Below are 20,761 nucleotides of genomic sequence, written 5' to 3' on the forward strand. Positions count from 1 at the left end.
ACTTACTAGATTCAATTATTTATAATAATGACTAATCGGTCATTTGTCAATGAAATGCATTAGGAGAGATTTAAAAATATGTCAAAAAAGCAACTGATTATGGAGAAAGCATTAGAACTGTTTTCTGAACAAGGCTTTGAAGCAACGTCTGTGCAGCAAATTACAGAGCGCTGTGGGATTTCTAAAGGGGCATTTTATTTGTCTTTTAAAACAAAAGATGAATTACTTTTTTCAATGGTTGACTACTTCCTACAGCAATTTATAGCGGATATTGACCAAGTAGTCAGAAACATGAACAACAAAGATGTAGTATTGGTAGATTTTTATAAAGGTATTTTTCAAGCGTTTAAAAAACATTCAGCTTCTTCGCGTGTGTTTTTTAATGAAAAAGTTTTTCTTACAAAAAAAGAGCTGTTTCATAAAGTAAGTGCTTATGAAGCGGATATGTCGAAGTTTATCGTCCAAATGCTTGAAGAGCTTTATCGAGAAGAGCTACAAGAGACGATATATGATGTTATGTATTGTGTAAAAGGATTTGTGAAAGGCTATGCCGAGCTGTTTATGTTCTCAAATTTGCCGCTTGATTTAGATCAATTGGCAAAATCATTAGCCGAAAAGACAGATATTATTGCTCGTCATACGACAATTCCTTTTATTACAGAGGAACTCGCACAAATAGTCGCAAGACCTTGTGAAGAGGAAGTCACGCAACAATCCTTATTGCAGTTAATCGAACAAAACATCCAGAACTTAGAGCCATCTATTGAGCGAGAATCATTAGAGCTATTAAAAAGTCAAGTAGAACACCAAACATACAGTAAACCGATTATTAAAGGTCTAATTGAAAATATTCGCCTACAACCAGGGTGTCAATGGATCGCATATGTATTAGATAAATATTTCTAATTGTACACATTGAATTAGAATTGTTCACAAGAAGTAATAGTGAGCAATTCTCTTTTTTATGGATTGAACAAGATATTTCGTTTTTAATGGGGAAGGAAGCATATTCTAATACTATATACGTTCGTTGTTAAAGGAGGTTTCAATATTTTAGTAATTTATTTCATTAAATTTGGAATCGTTCAAAAAAGCCTCTTCGCGTAACTAGTTGGAAGGATAAGTCATTGAGTATCGGTAACCTAATTTAACGGCGTCTAACTACATACTGCAACTCTATAATATTATGGAAATAAAATAAAGTGTATAAACAGAAAAAGCTACGCAAATAATGCGTAGCTTTCTAATTTAAAAGATTATACTTCCATAATAATCGGTAAAATCATCGGACGACGTTTAGTTTTCTCGAATAAGTAAGGCCCTAAAACGTCTGTAATTTCATTTTTAAGCTCAGTCCATTGTGGCGTTTTGCTTTGAATGGTTTCGTTAAGATGACGGTTCAGCATTTTTTGTGCTTCATTAATCATCGTACCTGATTCACGCATATAAACAAATCCACGTGAAATAATATCAGGACCAGAAACAATTTTTTGGTTTTCCATATCTACGCTTACAACCACTATTACTAAACCTTCTTCGGAAAGTATACGGCGGTCGCGCAGTACGATATTACCAATATCTCCAATGCCGTTACCATCAATATATACATCGCCAGAAGGAATACGACCTGCAACATGTGCTTCATTTGCACTTAATGCAAGTACATCACCATTTTCCATTACGAAAGTATTTTCAAGTGGCACATCACAATCTTCTGCTAAATGTGTATGCATTTTTAACATACGGAATTCACCGTGAATAGGCATAAAGAATTTTGGTTTCATTAATCGAAGCATTAGCTTTTGTTCTTCTTGTGATCCATGACCAGATGTATGGATATTATTTAATGCACCGTGAATAACTTCAGCGCCAGCACGGAAAAGTAAATTAATGATTTTATTTACGCTAACTGTATTACCTGGTACAGGTGAAGAAGAGAAGACAACTGTGTCCCCAGGCTGGATTTGAATTTGACGGTGTGTACCGTTGGCAATGCGAGATAGAGCTGCCATTGGTTCACCTTGAGAGCCTGTACATAAAATCATCACTTCGTTGGCAGGTAAACGGTTAATGCTTTGGGCATCAATAAATGTATCTTTTGGTGCGTTGATATAACCAAGTTCACGACCGATTGTAATGGCATTATCCATAGATCGACCGAATACGGCGATTTTGCGTCCGTATTTTATGGCTGCATCTGTTGCTTGTTGCAAACGGTGAATATTTGATGCGAATGTTGCGAAAATAATACGACTATCAACCTTGCGGAAGATTTCGTCAATACTTTTCCCAACTGTACGTTCAGACATTGTGAAATTTGGTTTTTCAGCATTCGTACTATCAGATAGTAGACACAGCACACCGTCACGACCGATTTCGGCCATTTTTGTTAAGTTTGCTGGCTCGCCTACTGGAGTAAAGTCGAATTTAAAGTCACCTGTATGCACGATATTGCCAGGAGGTGTTTTTACGACGATACCATAAGCATCTGGAATACTATGCGTTGTTCTAAAGAAGCTTACAGATGTTTTTCTAAATTTAATAACATCATCTTCTTTAATTTCGATTAGTTTAGTTGTACGTAGTAAACCATGTTCTTCAAGTTTGTTGCGCAATAAGCCAAGTGCAAGCTTACCACCATAAACGGGAACATTCACTTGACGTAGTAAATAAGGGATACCACCAATATGGTCTTCGTGTCCGTGTGTTATAAATAACCCTTTAATTTTATCGACGTTTCGTACTAAATACGTGTAATCAGGAATAACATAGTCGATTCCGAGTAAATCGTCTTCTGGAAATTTTATTCCGGCGTCAATTAAGATGATTTCATCTTGAAATTGAACGCCGTAAGTGTTTTTGCCGATTTCGCCCAGTCCGCCGAGCGCGAAAACAGCTGCTTGGTCATTTTTAACAAACTTCATGTTTGTTAAATTTCCTCCAAGACGAAGTTCGGGCTTGCTTGTTCGTAGTCTAAATAGTTACCTTCAAGCAGTTGGATGAACTCAATGTTGTAATGACGGTCTTGTAACTTTTGACGTACTTCACGTTCTGAAGCAGCTTCAAGGTATAGACTTTTAGTGTTTTCGCGAACTGGAATCTCATTTGCTTTTTCTTGATAATAAACTTTGTAAATCATAGTTTGCTCTCCTTTAATTGCGTACATTATTATTGCAGATTTGGCTATTACCACACACGTACTACAAGAAAAAACCGCGAATTTCTAGTATACTTCAAACTAATAAAGAAATGAGCGTTTGAATTTCTTGTATCTCAATACTTTAATCTTGCACTTTTCATAAGGCAGTGAGACAGTGGTTGCGCATAGTCAAATAAATGCATTTCCTTTATATTATCACGCGGCTACTCTAAAATAAAGAAAAGCCCTTCAAATAATGAAGGGCAAATGTTAGGCAATTGATTTTTTTCCGAGTACGCCGCGAAGTTGCTTCAACAATTTTTGCTTTAGTTTCTTCAGCATGGCACATCACTCCTTAGGATCATTATAATTAAAAACGATACCTGTGTAAAGTATTTTGCCTTTGCAATATATTACATAAAGAAAGGAATTATAGAATGAATAAAATTTTATTTTTTGATGTTGATGGAACACTTTATAACAGTGAAAAAATATTGCCAGCTTCGGCAAAGGAAGCGTTATTAGAGGCTCGTCGTAAAGGCTATGAGATTGCAATCGCCACTGGACGTGCACCGTTTATGATTCAATCATTGTTAGAAGAACTTGATATAAATACGTATGTGACCTTCAATGGACAGTACGTTGTTTATCGTGGTGAGGTTGTCTATACAAATGGTGTTGACAGAGATGAGTTAGCGAAAATTATTGCCTTTGGTGAAGCGCGTAATGAACCAGTTGTTTTTTTAGACGACAAGCGCATGATTGCGTCAGTTGGAGAACATAACATGGTATCTGAAAGTCTCGAAACTTTAAAATATCCATATCCAGAACTAGACTCATCTTATTATATGCAGAACGATGTTTATCAAACACTGATTTTCATGGAAGAGAAAGATGAACATTTATATGATGAAGCCTTTCCGAATGTTCAGTTTGTACGTTGGCATCCATATTCATGTGATATTTTACCTAAAGGAGGCTCGAAGGCTGCGGGGATAGAAAAAGTGCTTGCAAAAATGGGGCTCACGTTAGAAGATGCCTTTGCTTTTGGTGATGGGATTAATGATATCGAAATGTTAGAGGCTGTTGGCACAGGCGTAGCGATGGGAAATGGTCATGAAAGAGTCAAGGCAGTTGCTTCACATATTACAGATCATGTAGATGCGGACGGACTTGCGAAAGCGATGCGCTATCTGAAGATTATCTAAGTGCCAGTCACCCAAACAATTCTGAATTTTTATGGCACTGCTAGTAGGGCTAAATAGGTAAAAAACCCACGGAAACCCCTGCGGGAACACACATAATGTAAGAAGCAACAGGCCGCTCGACAGCGAGGGTTATAGCTTCCGTTGTGCCCGCAGAAATAACGTGGGTTTTTACTTTAGGAGCTTGTTGCGTTAAATAGCAACGACTTTTAGCTCAATTCCTGCTTCGCTATATTTCACTACCGTTTCTTTCGAGAGCGTGTTATCCGTAATAATCATATCGACCTGATTTAACGGACACACTTGAATTGCAACATCTTTATTAAATTTAGAAGAATCTGTTGCAACATAGACTGTTTGCGATATATTAATGAGCTGTTTCCTCGTCATCGCCTCTTCTACACTGAAATCGGATATACCCTTTTCTAGCGTTACCCCGCTTGCACATATAAACGCCTTATTAATATTCAAATGCTCAAATCGGAAAAGAAAATCATTTGAAGTGACCGACTTTTCTGAATGTCGTATCTTCCCGCCGATAATCATGACTTCAATATTAGAGCCAATTAAATCAAATGCCACAGGTAGAGAATTTGTAACAACCGTTAGTTTTTCCTTTCCTAAAAGAAATGGCGTCATCTGATAGGTTGTTGTGCCGCTATCAATAAATATACAATCACCATCCTCTACTAAAGATGCGCAAGCTTTTGCGATGGCAATTTTTTCTGTTAGTTGCTGCGTTAATCGATTGTCTATTAAACCTTCGACAGGTTCAATATATTTTACGCCTCCATAAAACTTCTCGATTTTCTTCTCTTGCACAAGTAGTTGAATATCTCTACGGATAGTTTCCATTGATACATTGAATTCTTTTGTTAAGGTCACTAATTTCACTACTTTATTATTGCGCACATATTGCAAAATTTGTTGCTGCCTTTCTAATGTGTACATTCAATCACCTCTATTTGTTATTTACTCAAAGTAGTAAAGACTTTGTCAACAGTTGGTCAAAATTTACTCAACATTTACACAAATATGTATTTTCCCTTTACAAATTGCCTCTATACTGTGAGTAACAACTCAAAAGGAGTGAGCGATTTGTTGGAACTAAGAAATATTTCAAAAAGCTATAAAAATAAAAAAGTATTAAATGATATAAATTTAACGATTGGCTCTGGAGAAATAGTTTCTTTATTGGGGCCGAGTGGTTGTGGCAAAACAACATTACTCAACATTGTTCTAGGTCTTACAGAACAAACGGAAGGACAACTTTTTTACAATGGACAAGATATATCGAAACAATCGATGCAGGCACGAGGATTTAATATCGTTTTCCAAGATTTTGCGTTGTTCCCACATTTAAATGCCTACGACAATATCGTATATGGTTTAAAAAATAAAAAACAGCAAATGACAAAAAGCGAGATACAAGAGTATGTTGATTTTTTAGAACTTGCCCCACATTTACATAAGAAGATTCACGAATTATCAGGTGGGCAGAAGCAACGTGTATCAATAGCTAGAACACTTGTAATGCAACCGAAAATATTATTACTAGACGAACCATTAAGTGCGCTGGATGGAGTAATTAAGGAATCAATTAAAGAACGCATTAAATCGATTGCACGACAGTTTAATCTAACAACTATTATCGTGACCCATGATCCTGAAGAGGCGCTTACGTTATCAGATAAAGTACTCATTATTAATGAGGGAACTGTTTCACAATATGGTACACCTCATGAAATTTTAAAATCGCCAAAAAATCAATTTATCGAAGATTTTATCTTAAGGCAGCTTCACATTAAACGTCATAACATCTACCAACTGTTTGGAGAATCCTATGCTTAAAACGAAAAAAATGGTGAAAATTTTATTTATGCCCATTGCCTTGTTTTTTCTCTTCTTTTTAATTGTGCCATTGCTTTATATGTTTTGGCAGTCCTTGAAAAAAGGCAATAGCATAACGTTACAAAACTATGTAGAAGCATTACAGAGCGTTGAAATACGTGAAGCATTTCTCAATAGTTTTCAAGTGTCAATCGTAGCTGCAATTATTACAACCTGTTTAGCGTTTGTATTGGCTTATGCATTACATTTTACGACGATGAATCGGTCTGTTAAAAAACTTGTTCACGTAGGGATTACATTACCGATGCTGTTGCCGACAATCACCTATGGTTTTGTATTAATTTATACATTTGGTAATCAAGGCATTATTACTAAATTAGTCGGACAGCCTATTGTGAGCATTTATGGATTTAATGGATTGTTGATTGGATATGTGCTTTACACATTACCAGTTGCCTTTATTTTAATGCAAAATTCGATGCAGTATATCGATAAACGGTTTTTACTCGTTTCTATGCTGATGCATGATAAACCGTCACGTCGATTTTACCATACCGTGCTTCGTCCAATGATAGGAACAATTGGTGGCGCTTTTATTTTAACGTTTATTTTAAGCTTTACCGACTTTGGAATACCCGCATCGGTAGGAGGGAGCTATAAAGTTATTGCTACTGAGCTTTATCAAGCAATGCTTGGCTCTATTGTGCGATTTGAACAAGGGGCAGTGATTTCTGTATTGATGCTTGTGCCTGCAGTACTTGGTATCGTGATGCTAAGTTTGCTAGACCGATTTAATTTTCAATATAAGCATGCTAGCCAAAGTGAGCTAGTCGTACATCGTCTGCGAGATCGTGTATTTACAGTTTTTTCACTAGCATGTGTGAGTTCAATTTTACTCATCTTCTCGACAATGTTCATTGTGCCATTTACAAAGGGATATCCATATGACTTTAGTTTCACATTGGAACATATTCAAAATGTTTTAGCAGAAAAGAATTTAACGAGAGTTTATTTTAATTCACTAATTGTTGCCTTCTTTACAGCCGTATTAGGTGTTTGTATAGCATTTGTTTCAGCTCTTCTCAATGTCAGAACACCACTGAAAGGAAGGAAAACGATAGATATTATGTCGATGGTTACGAACACTGTGCCAGGAATGGTTCTTGGTCTTTCTTATTTGTTTTTCTTTAATGGAAGCACGCTAAAAGGAACCTTCTTTATTATTGTTGCCTATACAGCCGTTCATTTTTTCACAACACCGTATTTGATGGCGAAAAACTCCTTGCAAAAAATGGACCCGACTTGGGAAGTAACGGGGGAATTGTTGAAAGACTCCTGGATTCAAACGGTGGTACGCGTTATTTTGCCGAATATCCGTCCAACTATTTTTCAAATGTTTAGCTATTACTTTTTAAATGCCATGGTGACGGTAAGTGGGGTAATTTTCCTTGTCAGTACGAAAACAATGCTTGTCTCCACACGTATTAAAGAGCTTCAGCATTTTGCGAAGTATACAGATATTTTTGTTCTCTCCATTTTTATTTTATGCACTAACCTCATTGTGAAATTAGGTTGTGATTATATAACAACAACTAAAGAAAAGGGTAAGGAGATGGAATGATGAAAAAGTCAACAATCATGATGTTAGGTAGTGTTAGTTCTGCAATTGTATTGGCTGCGTGTGGCAGTGCGGAGGCTGATGCAAACAAACAAGTCATCATTTATTCAAATGCGGATGATGAAGCTATTGAGGTAATGCAAGCGACATTAGATAAGAAAGGTTATGAAGGCAAATATATCATCCAATCGTTTGGCACATCTGAATTAGGTGGGAAAATGATGGCAGAAGGTACTGATATTGAAGCGGATGTTGTAACGATGGCTTCTTATTTTATTGAAAGTGCGCAAACATCTAAATCCATATTTGTTGACCTATCCTCTGACTTAAAGCTATTAGACGACGGTGGATCAACCTACGCATTACCGATTTTAGGAAACGTAGGATCAATTTTTATCAATACTGATTTATTGGCACAAAAAGGGCTACCTGTGCCGAAAACAATAAAGGATTTAACGAACCCGGAGTTTAAAGATTTAGTGTCATTTCCAAATATTTTAGATTCATCTACAGGGTGGTTATTAGTTCAAGCGATTATGAACGAATATGGAGAAAAAGAAGGGAAGCAAGTATTAGCGGATTTAATTAAAAATGCTGGTCCACATATTGAAAGCTCAGGTTCTGGACCTATTAAAAAGGTGAAGACAGGAGAAGTGGCTGCAGGATTTGGTTTACGGATACAAGCAATTGATGCAAAAAATGAGGGCTTACCTATTGACTATATTGATCCAACTGAAGGCAACTTTACGTTAACGGAATCTGTTGCTGTTGTAGATAAAGAAGGCGATGAAGCAATGGCAATTGAAATCGCAAAAGTAATTGCAACAGAGGCACGAACAGATTTATTAAAGCAATATCCTGTAGCGCTTTACGAAGGTGAGCAAGTCGAAGATGAATATGTTCCGCAATACTTGAAAAAGTGGGATACGACGTTAACTGTCGATTTATTAGAAAAACATCAAGCATTCTTTAAAGAAGCACAACAATAAAGGAGCATAAAGACATGAATAACTACAAATTATTAACACCAGGTCCATTAACTACAACGGAAGCAGTCAAAAAGGAAATGTTAATGGATCGTTGTACATGGGATGACGACTATAAGCAAGTAACACAAACAATACGTAAAAAGCTCGTAGAACTCGCTCAAGTGGATGAAACAATGTATTCAGCAGTACTCATGCAAGGTAGTGGTAGCTTTGTTGTGGAATCGGTCCTAACAACGACTATTTATGACCTTGATAAAGTCCTTATTATAACGAATGGTGCTTATGGAGAACGTATAGTAGAAATGGCGAAAGCCCTTCAGTTACAGCATGTCGTTTATTGTGTGCCGTATAATGAGCAACCATCGCCTTTAGAAGTGCGAACTATTTTAGAAAACGATGAAAGCATTACACATGTAGCAGTTGTACATTGTGAGACGACAACGGGAATATTAAATCCGATTAATGAAATAGGAGAAGTTGTTCAATCGTTTAATAAAACGTTTATTGTAGATGCGATGAGTAGCTTTGGTGGTGTGCCGATGGATTTGTCAAACGGACATATTGACTTTTTAATCAGTAGTGCAAATAAATGTATTCAAGGCGTTCCAGGTTTTGGATTTGTCATTGCAAAAATTGAAGCATTAGAAAAATGTAAAGGAATAGCCAAAAGTGTTGCATTAGATTTATACAGTCAATGGCAAGTGATGAAAGTGGATGGGAAATGGCGTTTTACATCACCGACACACGTTGTTGCGGCATTTGCGAAGGCGTTGGAGGAACTAGCTGAAGAAGGCGGTATTGAGGCGCGCTACAATCGCTATGCAAAAAACAATAAAATGTTGCGTGAAAGATTATCGAAATGCGGGTTTGAGGCTTATATTTCTGTGGAAATTCAATCGCCAATTATTACAACATTTTTATATCCATCTGCAGCATTTTCTTTCGAGCATTTCTATCAAGAGATGAAACAAGCAGGCTTTGTCATCTATCCAGGAAAGCTAACTGATGTTGATACATTCCGAATTGGTAATATAGGGGATGTTCATGAGGAAGATATTCATACATTATGCAATGTTATTGAAAACTATATGGCGGTGAAAAATAATGAAAATTGAAGCAGTGATTTTAGATTGGGCAGGTACGGCGGTTGATTTCGGATGTTTTGCTCCAGTAAATGTTTTTCTCACAATTTTTGAAGAAGCATGTGTAACTGTAACGCTGGAAGAAGCGCGTAAACCGATGGGGATGTTGAAAATTGATCATATTCGAACGATGCTTGAAATGGCAAGAATAAGTGAGGCTTGGGAACAAGTATATGGACGTGCATATACAGAGCAGGATGTACAAGCTTTATATGCTCAATTTGAAACAAAGTTAATGGCATCGCTAGCATTGTTCACAGATCCCATTCCGCATGTAAGAGAAACGGTTCAACAGTTAAGACAAGCTGGCATACGTATCGGCTCTACAACAGGCTATACGAAATCAATGATGGAAGTAGTGACGCATCACGCTGCGGAAAAAGGATATAAGCCTGATTATTTAGTGACACCAACTGATGTAGGAGATAAAGGGCGTCCGTATCCTTATATGATTTTTAGAAATATCGAGGAACTTGGCATTCAAGCAACGAAAAAAGTAGTAAAAGTAGGGGATACTACTTCGGATATGCAAGAGGCATTAAATGCAGGGGTTTGGGCTGTAGGTGTCATCATCGGTAGTTCAGAAATGGGTTTAACAGAACAGGAGTTTATGCGTTTATCTGCTGAAGAGCGAGCGGATGCTATCGAAAGAACAAAAGCTGTTTTTGAACAAGCAGGTGCGCATTATACCATTCAAACAATGCAAGAACTGCCTGCACTAATTGAAACAATTAATGCACGATTAGTTTAAAATAAAGCTCTTAAAGCGAAAAAGTGTTAGATTGACTGTCATCAATCTAACACTTTTTGCAATAAATAAAACTTTGCAGAGAGCAATAGTTGATGGTAGCGGAGGCGGCGACTCCCGCGGGAACAACACACAATGTAAGACGCAACAATCCCGCGCGTTAGCGAGGGTTGCGGCTTACGGTGTGCCCGCGGAAAGGGTCCGCCGTAGCGGACATCAACCAATAGCCACTATCTTAGTCTCGTTCGTACGGTACAGCGTTTGGAATTTCTGCGAATGGATTTTTTTCGTTAATACGATCATAAAACATGACGCCGTTTAAATGGTCTAATTCATGCTGGAATGCAATAGCTGGCAAGCCTGACAGACGCATTTTTTTCTCTTCACCGTCGATTGTTTTAAATTTCACTGTAATGCGTGCATGACGAGGCACGTAACCAGGTACATTACGATCAACAGATAAGCAGCCCTCACCAGTCGGCAAATAGGTATTTTCAACAGAGTGGCTGACGATTTTAGGATTGATAGCAACAAAGCTAAGTTGTTCGCCTTGGTCATCTTTTAAATGAAGAGCAAACATTCGATGTAGACTGTTTACTTGATTAGCGGCTAAACCGATGCCACTACGTAAGTCATATTTATCAGCCATTTCTGGATCTTGGCTATTAATTAAAAATTGAAGCATATCTGTAGCCAGTTGTTTTATTTCATCAGTTAAAGGGAATTGAACGTCTATTGTTTTTGTGCGGAGAGTCGGATGGCCTTCGCGAATTATATCATCCATTAAAATCATGAGTAAATCTTCCTTTCAATCTTTGTATTACCTTACTTATAAGTATACATCACGCATCGAAACATGCACATGAAAAAAGACTTTATTTGAATAAACTTAAAAATATTTTATGTTGCTATTAGATTATAGAGAACTGGGGTATTCTACTATTGGTAATTATGTATTGAAACGTAATGTTTGTGCGCTTGATGAATGTTGTTGTAATACAGATTTACTTAGTTAGTAATACAGTATGGAACAGTTTATAATAATCGTTTTTGTAGAAAAATTCTTTAGTATCAGGCGTAATATATGATTGACCGACAGTATTTTATTCAGTATACTGAGTGCTAAGAATAAGTTGTACTAGTTAAAAAGTGATTTATTTTAATACAGTTGAAAGGGAGATGTGACAAATGAGCAAGAAAAACAATAATATTTTTGATCCACAACAAACGCTAGCTGAAATCGAAGAAAAGTTTGAAATGTTTCAAATTTTGAACGAAGAAGGCGAAATTATAAATGAAGAGGCAGATCCGAAATTATCAGATGAAGAGCTAGTTGAGTTAATGACGCGTATGGTTTATACACGTATTTTAGATCAACGTTCCATTTCTCTTAACCGTCAAGGTCGCTTAGGCTTCTACGCACCAACAGCAGGTCAGGAAGCATCACAACTTGCTTCTCATTTCGCATTAGAAAAAGAAGATTGGATTTTACCAGGTTACCGTGATGTTCCACAAATTGTGTGGCATGGTCTACCTTTAGATAAAGCATTTTTATTCTCACGTGGTCACTTCTTGGGGAATCAAGTTCCTGAAGGTGTAAACGTACTAGCACCACAAATCATTATCGGTGCTCAATATATCCAAGCGGCAGGGGTGGCACTTGGTATTAAAAAACGAGGTAAAAAAGCAGTAGCAATTACTTATACAGGTGATGGTGGGTCATCACAAGGTGATTTCTACGAAGGTTTAAACTTTGCTGGAGCATTTAAAGCGCCTGCGATTTTCATCGTTCAAAATAACCAATTCGCGATTTCTACACCACGTGAATTGCAAACAGCAGCAAAAACAATTGCACAAAAAGGTATTGCAGCAGGTATTCCAAGTGTTTTAGTGGATGGTATGGATGCGCTTGCAGTTTATGTTGCAACACGTGATGCACGTGAACGCGCAATTAATGGTGAGGGTCCAACGTTCATCGAAACAATGTGTTACCGTTATGGCCCACATACAATGGCTGGGGATGACCCAACACGTTACCGTACATCTGATACAGATAACGAATGGGCTCTAAAAGATCCACTAGTTCGTTTCCGTAAATACTTAGAGGGTAAAGGTTTATGGGATGAGCAAAAAGAAGAGGCTGTTATCGAGCGCGCGAAAGAAGAAATTAAAGAGGCTATTAAAAAGGCCGATGCTGCTCCAAAGCAAAAAGTAACAGAGTTAATGGAAAATATGTATAAAGGCGAAATGCCATCTAATTTAAAAGAACAGTATGAAATCTACAAAGAGAAGGAGTCGAAATAACCTATGGCACAAATGACGATGATTCAAGCAATTACAGATGCTCTTCGCACAGAATTAAAGAATGATGAAAACGTTCTTTTATTCGGGGAAGATATAGGCGTCAATGGTGGGGTTTTCCGTGCAACTGAAGGCCTACAAAAAGAATTTGGTGTTGACCGAGTATTCGATACACCATTAGCAGAGTCAGGTATTGGTGGGTTAGCGATTGGTCTTTCTCTTCAAGGATTCCGTCCAGTTCCAGAAATTCAATTTTTCGGCTTTGTCTATGAGGTAATGGATTCTATCAGTGGGCAATTAGCACGTTTAAGCTACCGTAGCGGTGGTGTGTACAATGCACCTGTAACAATTCGTTCTCCATTCGGTGGTGGTGTGCATACACCAGAAATGCACTCAGACAGCTTAGAAAGTTTAATGACGGCTCAACCAGGTTTAACAGTGGTTGTTCCTTCAACACCTTACGATGCGAAAGGGCTACTCATTTCTTCTATTCGAAATGATAATCCAGTCATTTTCTTAGAGCATTTAAAATTATACCGTTCATTCCGTGAAGAAGTACCTGAGGAAGCATACGAAATTCCACTAGGTAAAGCTGATGTAAAACGAGAAGGTAAAGATTTAACGATTGTTGCTTATGGCTTAATGGTACACGAAAGCTTAAAAGCAGCAGAAGAACTAGAAAAAGAAGGCCATTCTGTAGAAGTTATTGATTTACGTACAATTCAACCAATTGATATTGAAACAATCATTGCGTCAGTTGAGAAAACAGGCCGAGCAATCGTTGTTCAAGAGGCACAAAAACAAGCAGGGATTGCTGCGAATGTTGTCGCTGAAATTACAGAACGTGCTATTTTGAGCTTAGAAGCTCCTGTTCTTCGTGTAGCAGCACCAGATACAGTGTACCCATTCCCACAAGCTGAAGGTGTTTGGTTACCGAATTTTAAAGATGTAATGGAAACAGCGAAAAAAGTTTTAACATTCTAATGTAGCTTGCATATTTGAAGAAGAGCAAAGAGAAAGGATGGGTACACATGGCATTTGAATTCAGATTACCGGATATCGGCGAGGGTATTCACGAAGGCGAAATTGTAAAATGGTTCGTTAAAGCTGGAGATACAGTAAAAGAAGACGATATCCTTTGTGAAGTACAAAATGATAAAGCAGTCGTAGAAATTCCTTCACCTGTTGAAGGTAAAGTAGAGGAAGTATTAGTAGCAGAAGGTACAGTAGCTGTTGTTGGCGATGTATTAATCCGTTTAGATGCTCCTGGATATGAAGATATGAAGCTAAAAGGTGACGATCATGCGGAAGCGAAGACAGAGGCACAAGTTCAGTCAACTGCTGAAGCTGGTCAAGATGTAGCTAAAGAACCTGCTGCTAAAGAAGAAGCGCCAGCAGCTCCAGCAACAGCAGAGGTAGCGGTAAAGCAAGAATCAGCGGATAGTACTAAACGCGTTATTGCAATGCCTTCAGTTCGTAAATTTGCTCGCGATAATGATGTCAATATTCATGAAGTAGCGGGTACTGGCAAAAATGGTCGTATTTTAAAAGAAGATATTGAGAATTTCTTAAATGGCGGCGGAGCAGTGCAGGCTGAAGAAGCACCAGTTGCAAATGAAGAAGCAGTTGTTCAACAAGAAGCTGCACCATCTGCGCCTGTTGTTCTTGAAGGCGACTTCCCAGAAACACGTGAAAAAATGTCTGGCATTCGTAAAGCGATTGCTAAAGCGATGGTACATTCAAAACAAACAGCGCCACACGTTACACTAATGGATGAAGTTGATGTAACAGCTCTTGTAGCACATCGCAAAAAATTCAAAGATATCGCTGCTGAAAAAGGCGTTAAATTAACGTATTTACCATATGTAGTGAAAGCACTTATTTCAACATTGCGTGAATTCCCAGAATTTAACCGCTCATTAGATGATGCAACACAAGAAATCGTTCAAAAGCATTACTACAATATTGGTATTGCAGCAGATACTGAAAAAGGCTTACTAGTTCCAGTTATTAAGCATGCAGATCGCAAATCTGTATTTGCAGTTTCAAATGAAATTAATGACTTAGCAACAAAAGCACGTGATGGAAAACTTGCGCCACATGAAATGAAAGGTGCATCAATGTCTATTACGAATATCGGTTCTGCAGGTGGTCAATGGTTTACTCCAGTAATTAACCATCCTGAAGTAGCAATTTTAGGTATTGGTCGAATTGCAGAAAAACCTGTAATAAAAAATGGTGAAATTGTAGCTGCACCTGTGTTAGCATTATCATTGAGCTTTGATCATCGCATGATCGATGGAGCCACTGCGCAAAATGCTTTAAATCACTTAAAGCGTTTGTTAAGTGAGCCAGAATTATTATTAATGGAGGCGTAACAAAATGGTAGTAGGAGATTTCCCAATCGAAACAGATACTCTTGTCATTGGTTCAGGTCCTGGAGGATATGTAGCAGCAATTCGTGCAGCTCAAACTGGCCAAAAAGTAACAATCGTTGAAAAAAATGTACTTGGTGGTGTGTGCTTAAACGTAGGTTGTATTCCGTCAAAAGCATTAATTTCAGTTGGTCACCGCTTTGAGCATGCTAAACATTCAGATGACATGGGTATCATCGCTTCTGATGTGAAACTAGACTTTTCAAAAGCGCAAGCTTTTAAAGACAGCGTTGTTAAGAAATTAACTGGCGGTGTTGAAGGCTTACTTAAAGGTAATAAAGTTGAAATCGTACAAGGTGAAGCATATTTCGTTGACGCTCATTCAGTGCGTATCATCAATGGTGAATCTGCTCAAACTTACACATTTAACAATGTGATTATCGCAACAGGTTCTCGTCCAGTTGAAATTCCAGCTTTTAAATTCTCTGAGCGTGTCCTAAACTCTACTGGCGCACTTTCTTTACAAGAAGTACCTGGTAAATTAGTTGTTATCGGCGGAGGCTACATCGGTACAGAGCTAGGTTCAGCTTATGCAAACCTAGGTTCACAAGTAACGATTATCGAAGGTGGCAAAGACATTTTAGCTGGTTTCGAAAAACAAATGACGCAAATCGTTAAAAAAGGCCTTAAAAAGAAAGGCGTTGAAATTGAAGTAAACGCATCTGCAAAAGGCGTAGAAGAAACAGAAAACGGCGTAGTTGTAACATATGAAGTTGGCGGAGAAGAGAAAAAAGTCGAAGCTGATTATGTATTAGTAACTGTTGGTCGTCGTCCAAATACAGATGAAATGGGTCTTGAAGGTGTTGGAATTGAATTCGGCGAACGTGGTCTAATTAATGTTGACAAACAATGCCGTACAAACATTCCAAACATTTATGCAATTGGTGATATCGTAGCGGGACCACAGCTTGCACATAAAGCTTCTTATGAAGGTAAAGTTGCTGCTGAAGCAATCGCTGGCGAAAAATCAATCGTAGACTATTTAGCTGTTCCTGCTGTATGCTTCACTGATCCAGAAATGGCGACAGTTGGCTACAACGAAGATCAAGCTAAAGCTGAAGGTATTGAATATACTGCAGCGAAATTCCCATTCGCAGCAAATGGTCGTGCACTTGCATTGAACCAAACAGAAGGCTTTGTGAAACTAGTTGCGCGTAAAGAAGATGGCTTATTAATTGGTGCTCAAATCGTAGGTGCTGGTGCATCTGATATGATCGCTGAAATGGGCTTAGCAATCGAAGGCGGCATGACTGCTGAAGATATCGCGTTAACAATTCATGCTCACCCAACTTTAGGTGAAATTACAATGGAAGCTGCTGAAGTATTACTAGGCAACCCAATCCATATTGTAGCTAAAAAATAATTTAACACATATAACACGACTATAAAGCACAAACGCTTTATAGTCGTTTTTTTGTATAATTTTAGTAACTTTGATACAGTAAAACTATTGAAAGACTATTCGAAAAAATAGGGGTGGGACGAAATGGAATTAGGCTTAAAGGGAAAAGTGGCGATTATTACTGGTTCAAGTAAAGGTATTGGCTATTATACGGCTATGCAGCTAGTGAAAGAAGGCGCGAAGGTAGTTATTAGTGCACGCGGCGAAAAACAGCTACAAGTAGCCGCTGGATGCATTAAAAACGAAACGGGCGAGGAAGTGTTAATTGTTCCGACAGATATCACAAAGGAAAAAGATTGTAAGAGACTTATAGAGCGTACAGTAGAGCATTTTGGGCGTATTGATATTGTTATTAATAATGCGGGTACAGCGTCAGCCAATCCATTTGAAACGGTTAGCAGTGAAGTGTGGCAAGCTGATATTGATTTAAAAGTATTTGGTGCGATTAACTGTTCCAAATATGCAGTGCCCCATATGCGAAAGGTTGGCGGTGGAGCAATTGTTAATGTAACGGCTGTAATGGCTAAAACGCCTCCTGCAAGTTCCCTTCCTACAACGGTGAGTCGTGCGGCTGGACTAGCGTTAACGAAGGCGATGAGCAAGGACTTAGGGAAAGATAATATCCGTGTGAATTCGGTCTGTATTGGTTTAATTCGAAGTGATCAAATTGAACAGCGATGGAAAAAAGATGCTCCAGAGCTATCGTGGGAAGACTATTCGCAAAAAGTCGGTCAAACGATTCCGCTTGGCCGTGTAGGAGAAACCCAAGAGGCGGCAAATGTCATAACTTTTTTAGTTTCAGATGCAGCGAGTTATGTGACGGGTACTGCTGTTAATATAGACGGTGGTTCAGGACACGCCTTATAGTTTACCGACAAAAACTGATAAGCAAAACACACTAAAGTATTGACGTTTTTCTTCCTTTTATTTTCCATAAAATATTGGAGAAAGTTTGCGCTATTAAGAGGTTATTGCATGAAAAGGAGCAACCTATTAAGTTTTAGGTTGACTCTTTTTTCTATTGTTTTTCTAAAATTATAATAGACAGAAAATTCCTGCAGTTGTAGAATAAGCGTAATAGGGGGTGAAAAGAGGCGAAATGTTGAACGAAAAATTTACAATGATTTTAATGCGTGCTGTCCGTATTATTGTCCAAATTGCAATCCTCAATATTTTTTATTACATTGGTGTGGGCATTGTTTCGTATTTGCACATTCCGCTTCCTGGAAGTGTAATTGGATTACTGTTATTAGCACTTTTACTCAATTTTAAAATAATTAAAGTAGAATACATTCAAGATGGTGCTAGTTTTTTAATTGGCATTTTAACATTATTTTTTATTCCAGCAACGGTTGGTATTATTGATTATCCAGAATTAATGTCCACAACTGGGCTGTTCATTATTTTAGCTGTAATTGCTAGCACATTAATTGCCATTTATGTAACAGGCGTGTTGACCCAACAAATTGAAAAACGAGAATTAGCGAAAAAAGAAAAAGAAGTAAATGTTGAAGAGGGGAAGGGAGAATTATCTGTTGATTGAACTTATAGTTGTACTTGGTACGATAGGGCTGTTCGTTTTATTTACGAAGCTTTATCAACGGTTCCCGCATCCTATTATGATTCCATTAGTGACAACAACGATTGTCAGCGCCGTTATTTTAGTCGTCTTTCAAATTCCGTATTCAACCTATATGGTAGGTGGGGAATGGCTGCAAAAAATGCTCGGTCCAGCTGTTGTGGCACTCGCATATCCACTTTATAATCAAAGAGCTATTATTATGAAATATAAATACTCAATTCTTTCAGGGATAATGCTAGCAATGGTTACAGGATTGCTTACAATTTTTATCATGCTAAAATGGATCGGTGTAAAGGAGAGTTGGATGCTGACAGCCTTGCCTAAGTCGTTAACAACACCAGTAGGTATGCAAGTAAGTGAAACAATTGGTGGAATTCCTCCTTTAACGGCGGTTTTTGTAATGATTGCAGGTTTTGTTGGAGCTATTGTTGGGCCATTAGTTATCAAATATGGAAAAATTGATTCTGCTGTTAGTAGAGGTGTAGCGATAGGAAGCGCTTCGCATGGTGTAGGGCTTGTAAAACTGCGAGAGTATGGTGAACAAGAATTATCGGTTGGCTCGCTTTCTATGGGGCTTACAGCAATTATAGGGGCGTTTCTATGTCCGCTCTTTGTTTATCTATTTATGTAGTAAAATACCCTTTACAAGATAAAACGCGCTTGTAAAGGGGTGTGGTCTTTTCTAAGTGTAGCTTGTCTAACTTTTTTCAATGATTAATTGAATGGTATGCGCAAGTCCAGTGTGTAAGCTACCTTCATTTCGTATTTGTTCGCCAGTAAAAAAATGAATGATTTTATAGGGCTGACACCAAGTAAGAACAGAAATAGGATGATATAATAAATTTATATTTTGTGGGCCACCTGTGGCATAGGGTAGTTGGTATATGGAATATAATTCCATCATTATTCGACCACCAGGTTTAACAGAATGGACAATACGATTAAAAACGGCTTGCTGCTGTTCTTGAGGAAAATGACCAAAAACCATGACCGCAGCGTCAAATTTTTCGATTGGTAATTCATCTTGCAGTAAATCAACAAGTTGAGTATTAACTGTAACACAATGCTTTCTTGCTAGCTGTGCTGTTTTCTCAAGACCGCTTTTAGCGTAATCGAATGCAGTAACTGTATGCCCTTTAGATGCTAAAAAAACCGCATTTCTACCTTCGCCTTCAGCATATGCTGCTACATTTACATACCCCTTTAAATTATCTACATAGTTTTCTATAAATGCATTTGGTTGTTCACCATAAATATATTCCGCTGATTTAAAACGTTCATCCCATGTATTCATTCAATTCACTCCCTTTTAAATATTGTAAGTAATGACCAATACTTAATCTAATTTTTCGCTTCGTAAAATAGAAATTGCGCCAAATAACACAGTTGCAACTTGAAATTGACAAAGTGCACTCCCTGAAATATGGAATTAAAGGAAATGTTTTAATAAAATTTACTTAATAACAGAAAGGGGAGTCCATATATGAAATTTAGTGAAAAACTTTTTAAACTAAGAAAAGAAAAAGGTTTATCGCAAGAAGCACTAGCTGAAAAATTAAATACTACTAGGCAAGCTATAAGTAAGTGGGAAAATGATCAAGGTTTTCCTGAAACCGAGAAACTCTTAATGCTTGGCAATGTTTTTGAAGTGTCAATAGATTACTTGTTAAAAGATACTGTTGAACATAGTCATGAAGATGAACATAGTTATTATGTCAGTAAAGAAATGGCGGAAGGATATGTCTTATCACAACGTAAAATTTCTAAGTATTTTGCTATAGGATTTAGTTTGCTTATCGCATCTACTATCCCTTATTTCCTTTTTAAACAAGATCCATTAATTTATACTATTTTCATTACTATTATTGTTGTTTTTGGAATTGGGTCGATTGCAGCAGGCTTTATAGAGGAAGATCGTTATTCTATTCTGAAAAGAGAAGTATTAATATTTGACCATAATTACTTAAAAGAATTGAGCAATAGGTACGAAGAAGTGAAGAGAAAGAATACGGCAATTATGGTAGTAGGCTTATGCTTAATTGTAGCAGGTGGTATTTCATTTTTATTAGTAAAAAAAGAAATTGTAGCAGCATTCGTGTTAATGCCTTATTATCCATTACTTATTGCATTTATTGCAGTTGGGGTGTACCTGTTCATCCGTACAGTGTCAGTAATAGATTCTTATAGAATATTAGTAAAAAATAAGGAACATATTCAACGCTTAAATAATACAGTATTAAATAAAATAAGAAAAAAGTTAAATAACTTTTAATCATTAGTTGAATAAGTTTAGTAGACATAATGAGGTGCTCGAATAGTGGATAAAAGGTATCAAGGAGTTTAACTTGA

The 20,761-nt window shown here is 37.4% G+C and carries 20 protein-coding genes; 15 read left to right on the plus strand and 5 right to left on the minus strand.

The window, feature by feature from the left end; translation table 11 throughout:
- Positions 1–78: 78 nt before the first annotated feature.
- Positions 79–906 carry a TetR/AcrR family transcriptional regulator gene (locus FH508_RS04525; RefSeq protein WP_173477926.1) on the plus strand — a complete coding sequence of 276 codons (828 nt, stop codon included), beginning with the start codon at positions 79–81 and terminating at the stop codon, positions 904–906.
- Positions 907–1,256: 350 nt separating this feature from the next.
- Here the strand turns inward: FH508_RS04525 and rnjA are convergent, their stop codons facing one another.
- Both rnjA and FH508_RS04535 read right to left on the minus strand, forming a co-directional pair.
- Positions 1,257–2,924, minus strand: coding sequence for a ribonuclease J1 (gene rnjA, locus FH508_RS04530; protein WP_173477925.1), 1,668 nt, complete (start codon positions 2,922–2,924; stop codon positions 1,257–1,259).
- A gap of 5 nt (positions 2,925–2,929) precedes the next feature.
- A complete protein-coding gene (locus FH508_RS04535) occupies positions 2,930–3,139 on the minus strand; it encodes a DNA-dependent RNA polymerase subunit epsilon (protein ID WP_173477924.1) in 210 nt (69 codons plus the stop codon).
- Positions 3,140–3,576: 437 nt separating this feature from the next.
- Between FH508_RS04535 and FH508_RS04540 the strand changes: the two genes are divergently transcribed.
- Positions 3,577–4,347, plus strand: a complete 771-nt coding sequence (locus tag FH508_RS04540) for a Cof-type HAD-IIB family hydrolase (protein ID WP_139859990.1) — start codon at positions 3,577–3,579, stop codon at positions 4,345–4,347.
- 189 nt (positions 4,348–4,536) lie between these two features.
- On the opposite strand, the gene FH508_RS04545 is transcribed toward FH508_RS04540, so the two are convergent.
- Complete coding sequence (locus FH508_RS04545) at positions 4,537–5,295, minus strand: DeoR/GlpR family DNA-binding transcription regulator (protein ID WP_173477923.1); 759 nt, start codon at positions 5,293–5,295, stop codon at positions 4,537–4,539.
- Between the two features lie 147 nt (positions 5,296–5,442).
- Here FH508_RS04545 and FH508_RS04550 point away from each other — a divergent pair, with 147 nt between their 5' ends.
- The 5 genes from FH508_RS04550 to phnX are packed head-to-tail and all read left to right on the plus strand — an operon-like array spanning position 5,443 to position 10,695.
- Positions 5,443–6,195, plus strand: a complete 753-nt coding sequence (locus FH508_RS04550) for an ABC transporter ATP-binding protein (RefSeq protein ID WP_173477922.1) — start codon at positions 5,443–5,445, stop codon at positions 6,193–6,195.
- The gene (locus FH508_RS04555; RefSeq protein ID WP_173477921.1) at positions 6,188–7,816 is read left to right on the plus strand and encodes an ABC transporter permease subunit; all 1,629 of its coding nucleotides are present in this window, start codon (positions 6,188–6,190) and stop codon (positions 7,814–7,816) included. Before FH508_RS04550 ends, FH508_RS04555 begins: the two co-directional genes overlap by 8 nt.
- Positions 7,816–8,802, plus strand: coding sequence for an extracellular solute-binding protein (locus FH508_RS04560; RefSeq protein ID WP_173477920.1), 987 nt, complete (start codon positions 7,816–7,818; stop codon positions 8,800–8,802). Before FH508_RS04555 ends, FH508_RS04560 begins: the two co-directional genes overlap by 1 nt.
- A gap of 14 nt (positions 8,803–8,816) precedes the next feature.
- Positions 8,817–9,917: a 2-aminoethylphosphonate--pyruvate transaminase gene (locus FH508_RS04565; RefSeq protein ID WP_173477919.1), complete on the plus strand. Its 1,101-nt coding sequence runs from the start codon at positions 8,817–8,819 to the stop codon at positions 9,915–9,917.
- Positions 9,907–10,695, plus strand: coding sequence for a phosphonoacetaldehyde hydrolase (gene phnX, locus FH508_RS04570; protein WP_173477918.1), 789 nt, complete (start codon positions 9,907–9,909; stop codon positions 10,693–10,695). The genes FH508_RS04565 and phnX overlap by 11 nt, the downstream gene beginning before the upstream one ends.
- Positions 10,696–10,927: 232 nt before the next feature.
- Here the strand turns inward: phnX and def are convergent, their stop codons facing one another.
- Positions 10,928–11,485, minus strand: a complete 558-nt coding sequence (def, locus tag FH508_RS04575) for a peptide deformylase (RefSeq protein ID WP_173477917.1) — start codon at positions 11,483–11,485, stop codon at positions 10,928–10,930.
- Positions 11,486–11,880: 395 nt separating this feature from the next.
- On the opposite strand from def, the gene pdhA reads away from it, so the two are divergent.
- The 7 genes from pdhA (at position 11,881) to FH508_RS04610 (ending at position 19,043) form a co-directional block, all read left to right on the plus strand.
- Positions 11,881–12,996, plus strand: coding sequence for a pyruvate dehydrogenase (acetyl-transferring) E1 component subunit alpha (gene pdhA, locus FH508_RS04580; RefSeq protein ID WP_173477916.1), 1,116 nt, complete (start codon positions 11,881–11,883; stop codon positions 12,994–12,996).
- Between the two features lie 3 nt (positions 12,997–12,999).
- Positions 13,000–13,977, plus strand: a complete 978-nt coding sequence (locus FH508_RS04585; protein ID WP_173477915.1) for an alpha-ketoacid dehydrogenase subunit beta — start codon at positions 13,000–13,002, stop codon at positions 13,975–13,977.
- 47 nt (positions 13,978–14,024) lie between these two features.
- Positions 14,025–15,371, plus strand: coding sequence for a dihydrolipoamide acetyltransferase family protein (locus tag FH508_RS04590; protein WP_173477914.1), 1,347 nt, complete (start codon positions 14,025–14,027; stop codon positions 15,369–15,371).
- Positions 15,372–15,375: 4 nt separating this feature from the next.
- Entirely contained in the window at positions 15,376–16,791 is a 1,416-nt protein-coding gene (gene lpdA, locus FH508_RS04595) for a dihydrolipoyl dehydrogenase (RefSeq protein WP_173477913.1), read from the plus strand.
- A gap of 123 nt (positions 16,792–16,914) precedes the next feature.
- Positions 16,915–17,697 (plus strand): SDR family NAD(P)-dependent oxidoreductase, encoded by a 783-nt coding sequence (locus FH508_RS04600; protein ID WP_173477912.1) that lies wholly within the window; start codon positions 16,915–16,917, stop codon positions 17,695–17,697.
- Positions 17,698–17,929: 232 nt separating this feature from the next.
- Positions 17,930–18,373 carry a CidA/LrgA family protein gene (locus tag FH508_RS04605; RefSeq protein WP_228134384.1) on the plus strand — a complete coding sequence of 148 codons (444 nt, stop codon included), beginning with the start codon at positions 17,930–17,932 and terminating at the stop codon, positions 18,371–18,373.
- A complete protein-coding gene (locus FH508_RS04610; protein WP_173477911.1) occupies positions 18,366–19,043 on the plus strand; it encodes an LrgB family protein in 678 nt (225 codons plus the stop codon). Before FH508_RS04605 ends, FH508_RS04610 begins: the two co-directional genes overlap by 8 nt.
- A 66-nt stretch (positions 19,044–19,109) precedes the next feature.
- Here FH508_RS04610 and FH508_RS04615 read toward each other — a convergent pair whose 3' ends face one another.
- Entirely contained in the window at positions 19,110–19,706 is a 597-nt protein-coding gene (locus FH508_RS04615) for a class I SAM-dependent methyltransferase (protein ID WP_173477910.1), read from the minus strand.
- A 189-nt stretch (positions 19,707–19,895) separates the two neighbouring features.
- Between FH508_RS04615 and FH508_RS04620 the strand changes: the two genes are divergently transcribed.
- On the plus strand, positions 19,896–20,684 hold the full coding sequence (locus FH508_RS04620; RefSeq protein WP_173477909.1) for a helix-turn-helix domain-containing protein: 789 nt from the start codon (positions 19,896–19,898) through the stop codon (positions 20,682–20,684).
- The last annotated feature ends 77 nt before the right edge of the window (positions 20,685–20,761 follow it).

This window comes from Lysinibacillus sp. CD3-6, assembly GCF_006351725.2.
In the GTDB taxonomy this organism is placed as follows: domain Bacteria; phylum Bacillota; class Bacilli; order Bacillales_A; family Planococcaceae; genus Lysinibacillus.

Coding starts and splice junctions, on each gene's coding strand:
- FH508_RS04620 (WP_173477909.1), top strand. CDS start 19,896: ATGAAATTTAGTGAAAAACTTTTTAAACTAAGAAAAGAAAAAGGTTTA.
- FH508_RS04600 (WP_173477912.1), top strand. CDS start 16,915: ATGGAATTAGGCTTAAAGGGAAAAGTGGCGATTATTACTGGTTCAAGT.
- FH508_RS04555 (WP_173477921.1), top strand. CDS start 6,188: ATGCTTAAAACGAAAAAAATGGTGAAAATTTTATTTATGCCCATTGCC.
- phnX (WP_173477918.1), top strand. CDS start 9,907: ATGAAAATTGAAGCAGTGATTTTAGATTGGGCAGGTACGGCGGTTGAT.
- FH508_RS04545 (WP_173477923.1), bottom strand. CDS start 5,295: ATGTACACATTAGAAAGGCAGCAACAAATTTTGCAATATGTGCGCAAT.
- FH508_RS04540 (WP_139859990.1), top strand. CDS start 3,577: ATGAATAAAATTTTATTTTTTGATGTTGATGGAACACTTTATAACAGT.
- FH508_RS04525 (WP_173477926.1), top strand. CDS start 79: ATGTCAAAAAAGCAACTGATTATGGAGAAAGCATTAGAACTGTTTTCT.
- FH508_RS04605 (WP_228134384.1), top strand. CDS start 17,930: ATGTTGAACGAAAAATTTACAATGATTTTAATGCGTGCTGTCCGTATT.
- rnjA (WP_173477925.1), bottom strand. CDS start 2,924: ATGAAGTTTGTTAAAAATGACCAAGCAGCTGTTTTCGCGCTCGGCGGA.
- FH508_RS04560 (WP_173477920.1), top strand. CDS start 7,816: ATGAAAAAGTCAACAATCATGATGTTAGGTAGTGTTAGTTCTGCAATT.
- FH508_RS04565 (WP_173477919.1), top strand. CDS start 8,817: ATGAATAACTACAAATTATTAACACCAGGTCCATTAACTACAACGGAA.
- lpdA (WP_173477913.1), top strand. CDS start 15,376: ATGGTAGTAGGAGATTTCCCAATCGAAACAGATACTCTTGTCATTGGT.
- FH508_RS04590 (WP_173477914.1), top strand. CDS start 14,025: ATGGCATTTGAATTCAGATTACCGGATATCGGCGAGGGTATTCACGAA.
- pdhA (WP_173477916.1), top strand. CDS start 11,881: ATGAGCAAGAAAAACAATAATATTTTTGATCCACAACAAACGCTAGCT.
- FH508_RS04585 (WP_173477915.1), top strand. CDS start 13,000: ATGGCACAAATGACGATGATTCAAGCAATTACAGATGCTCTTCGCACA.
- FH508_RS04535 (WP_173477924.1), bottom strand. CDS start 3,139: ATGATTTACAAAGTTTATTATCAAGAAAAAGCAAATGAGATTCCAGTT.
- def (WP_173477917.1), bottom strand. CDS start 11,485: ATGATTTTAATGGATGATATAATTCGCGAAGGCCATCCGACTCTCCGC.
- FH508_RS04615 (WP_173477910.1), bottom strand. CDS start 19,706: ATGAATACATGGGATGAACGTTTTAAATCAGCGGAATATATTTATGGT.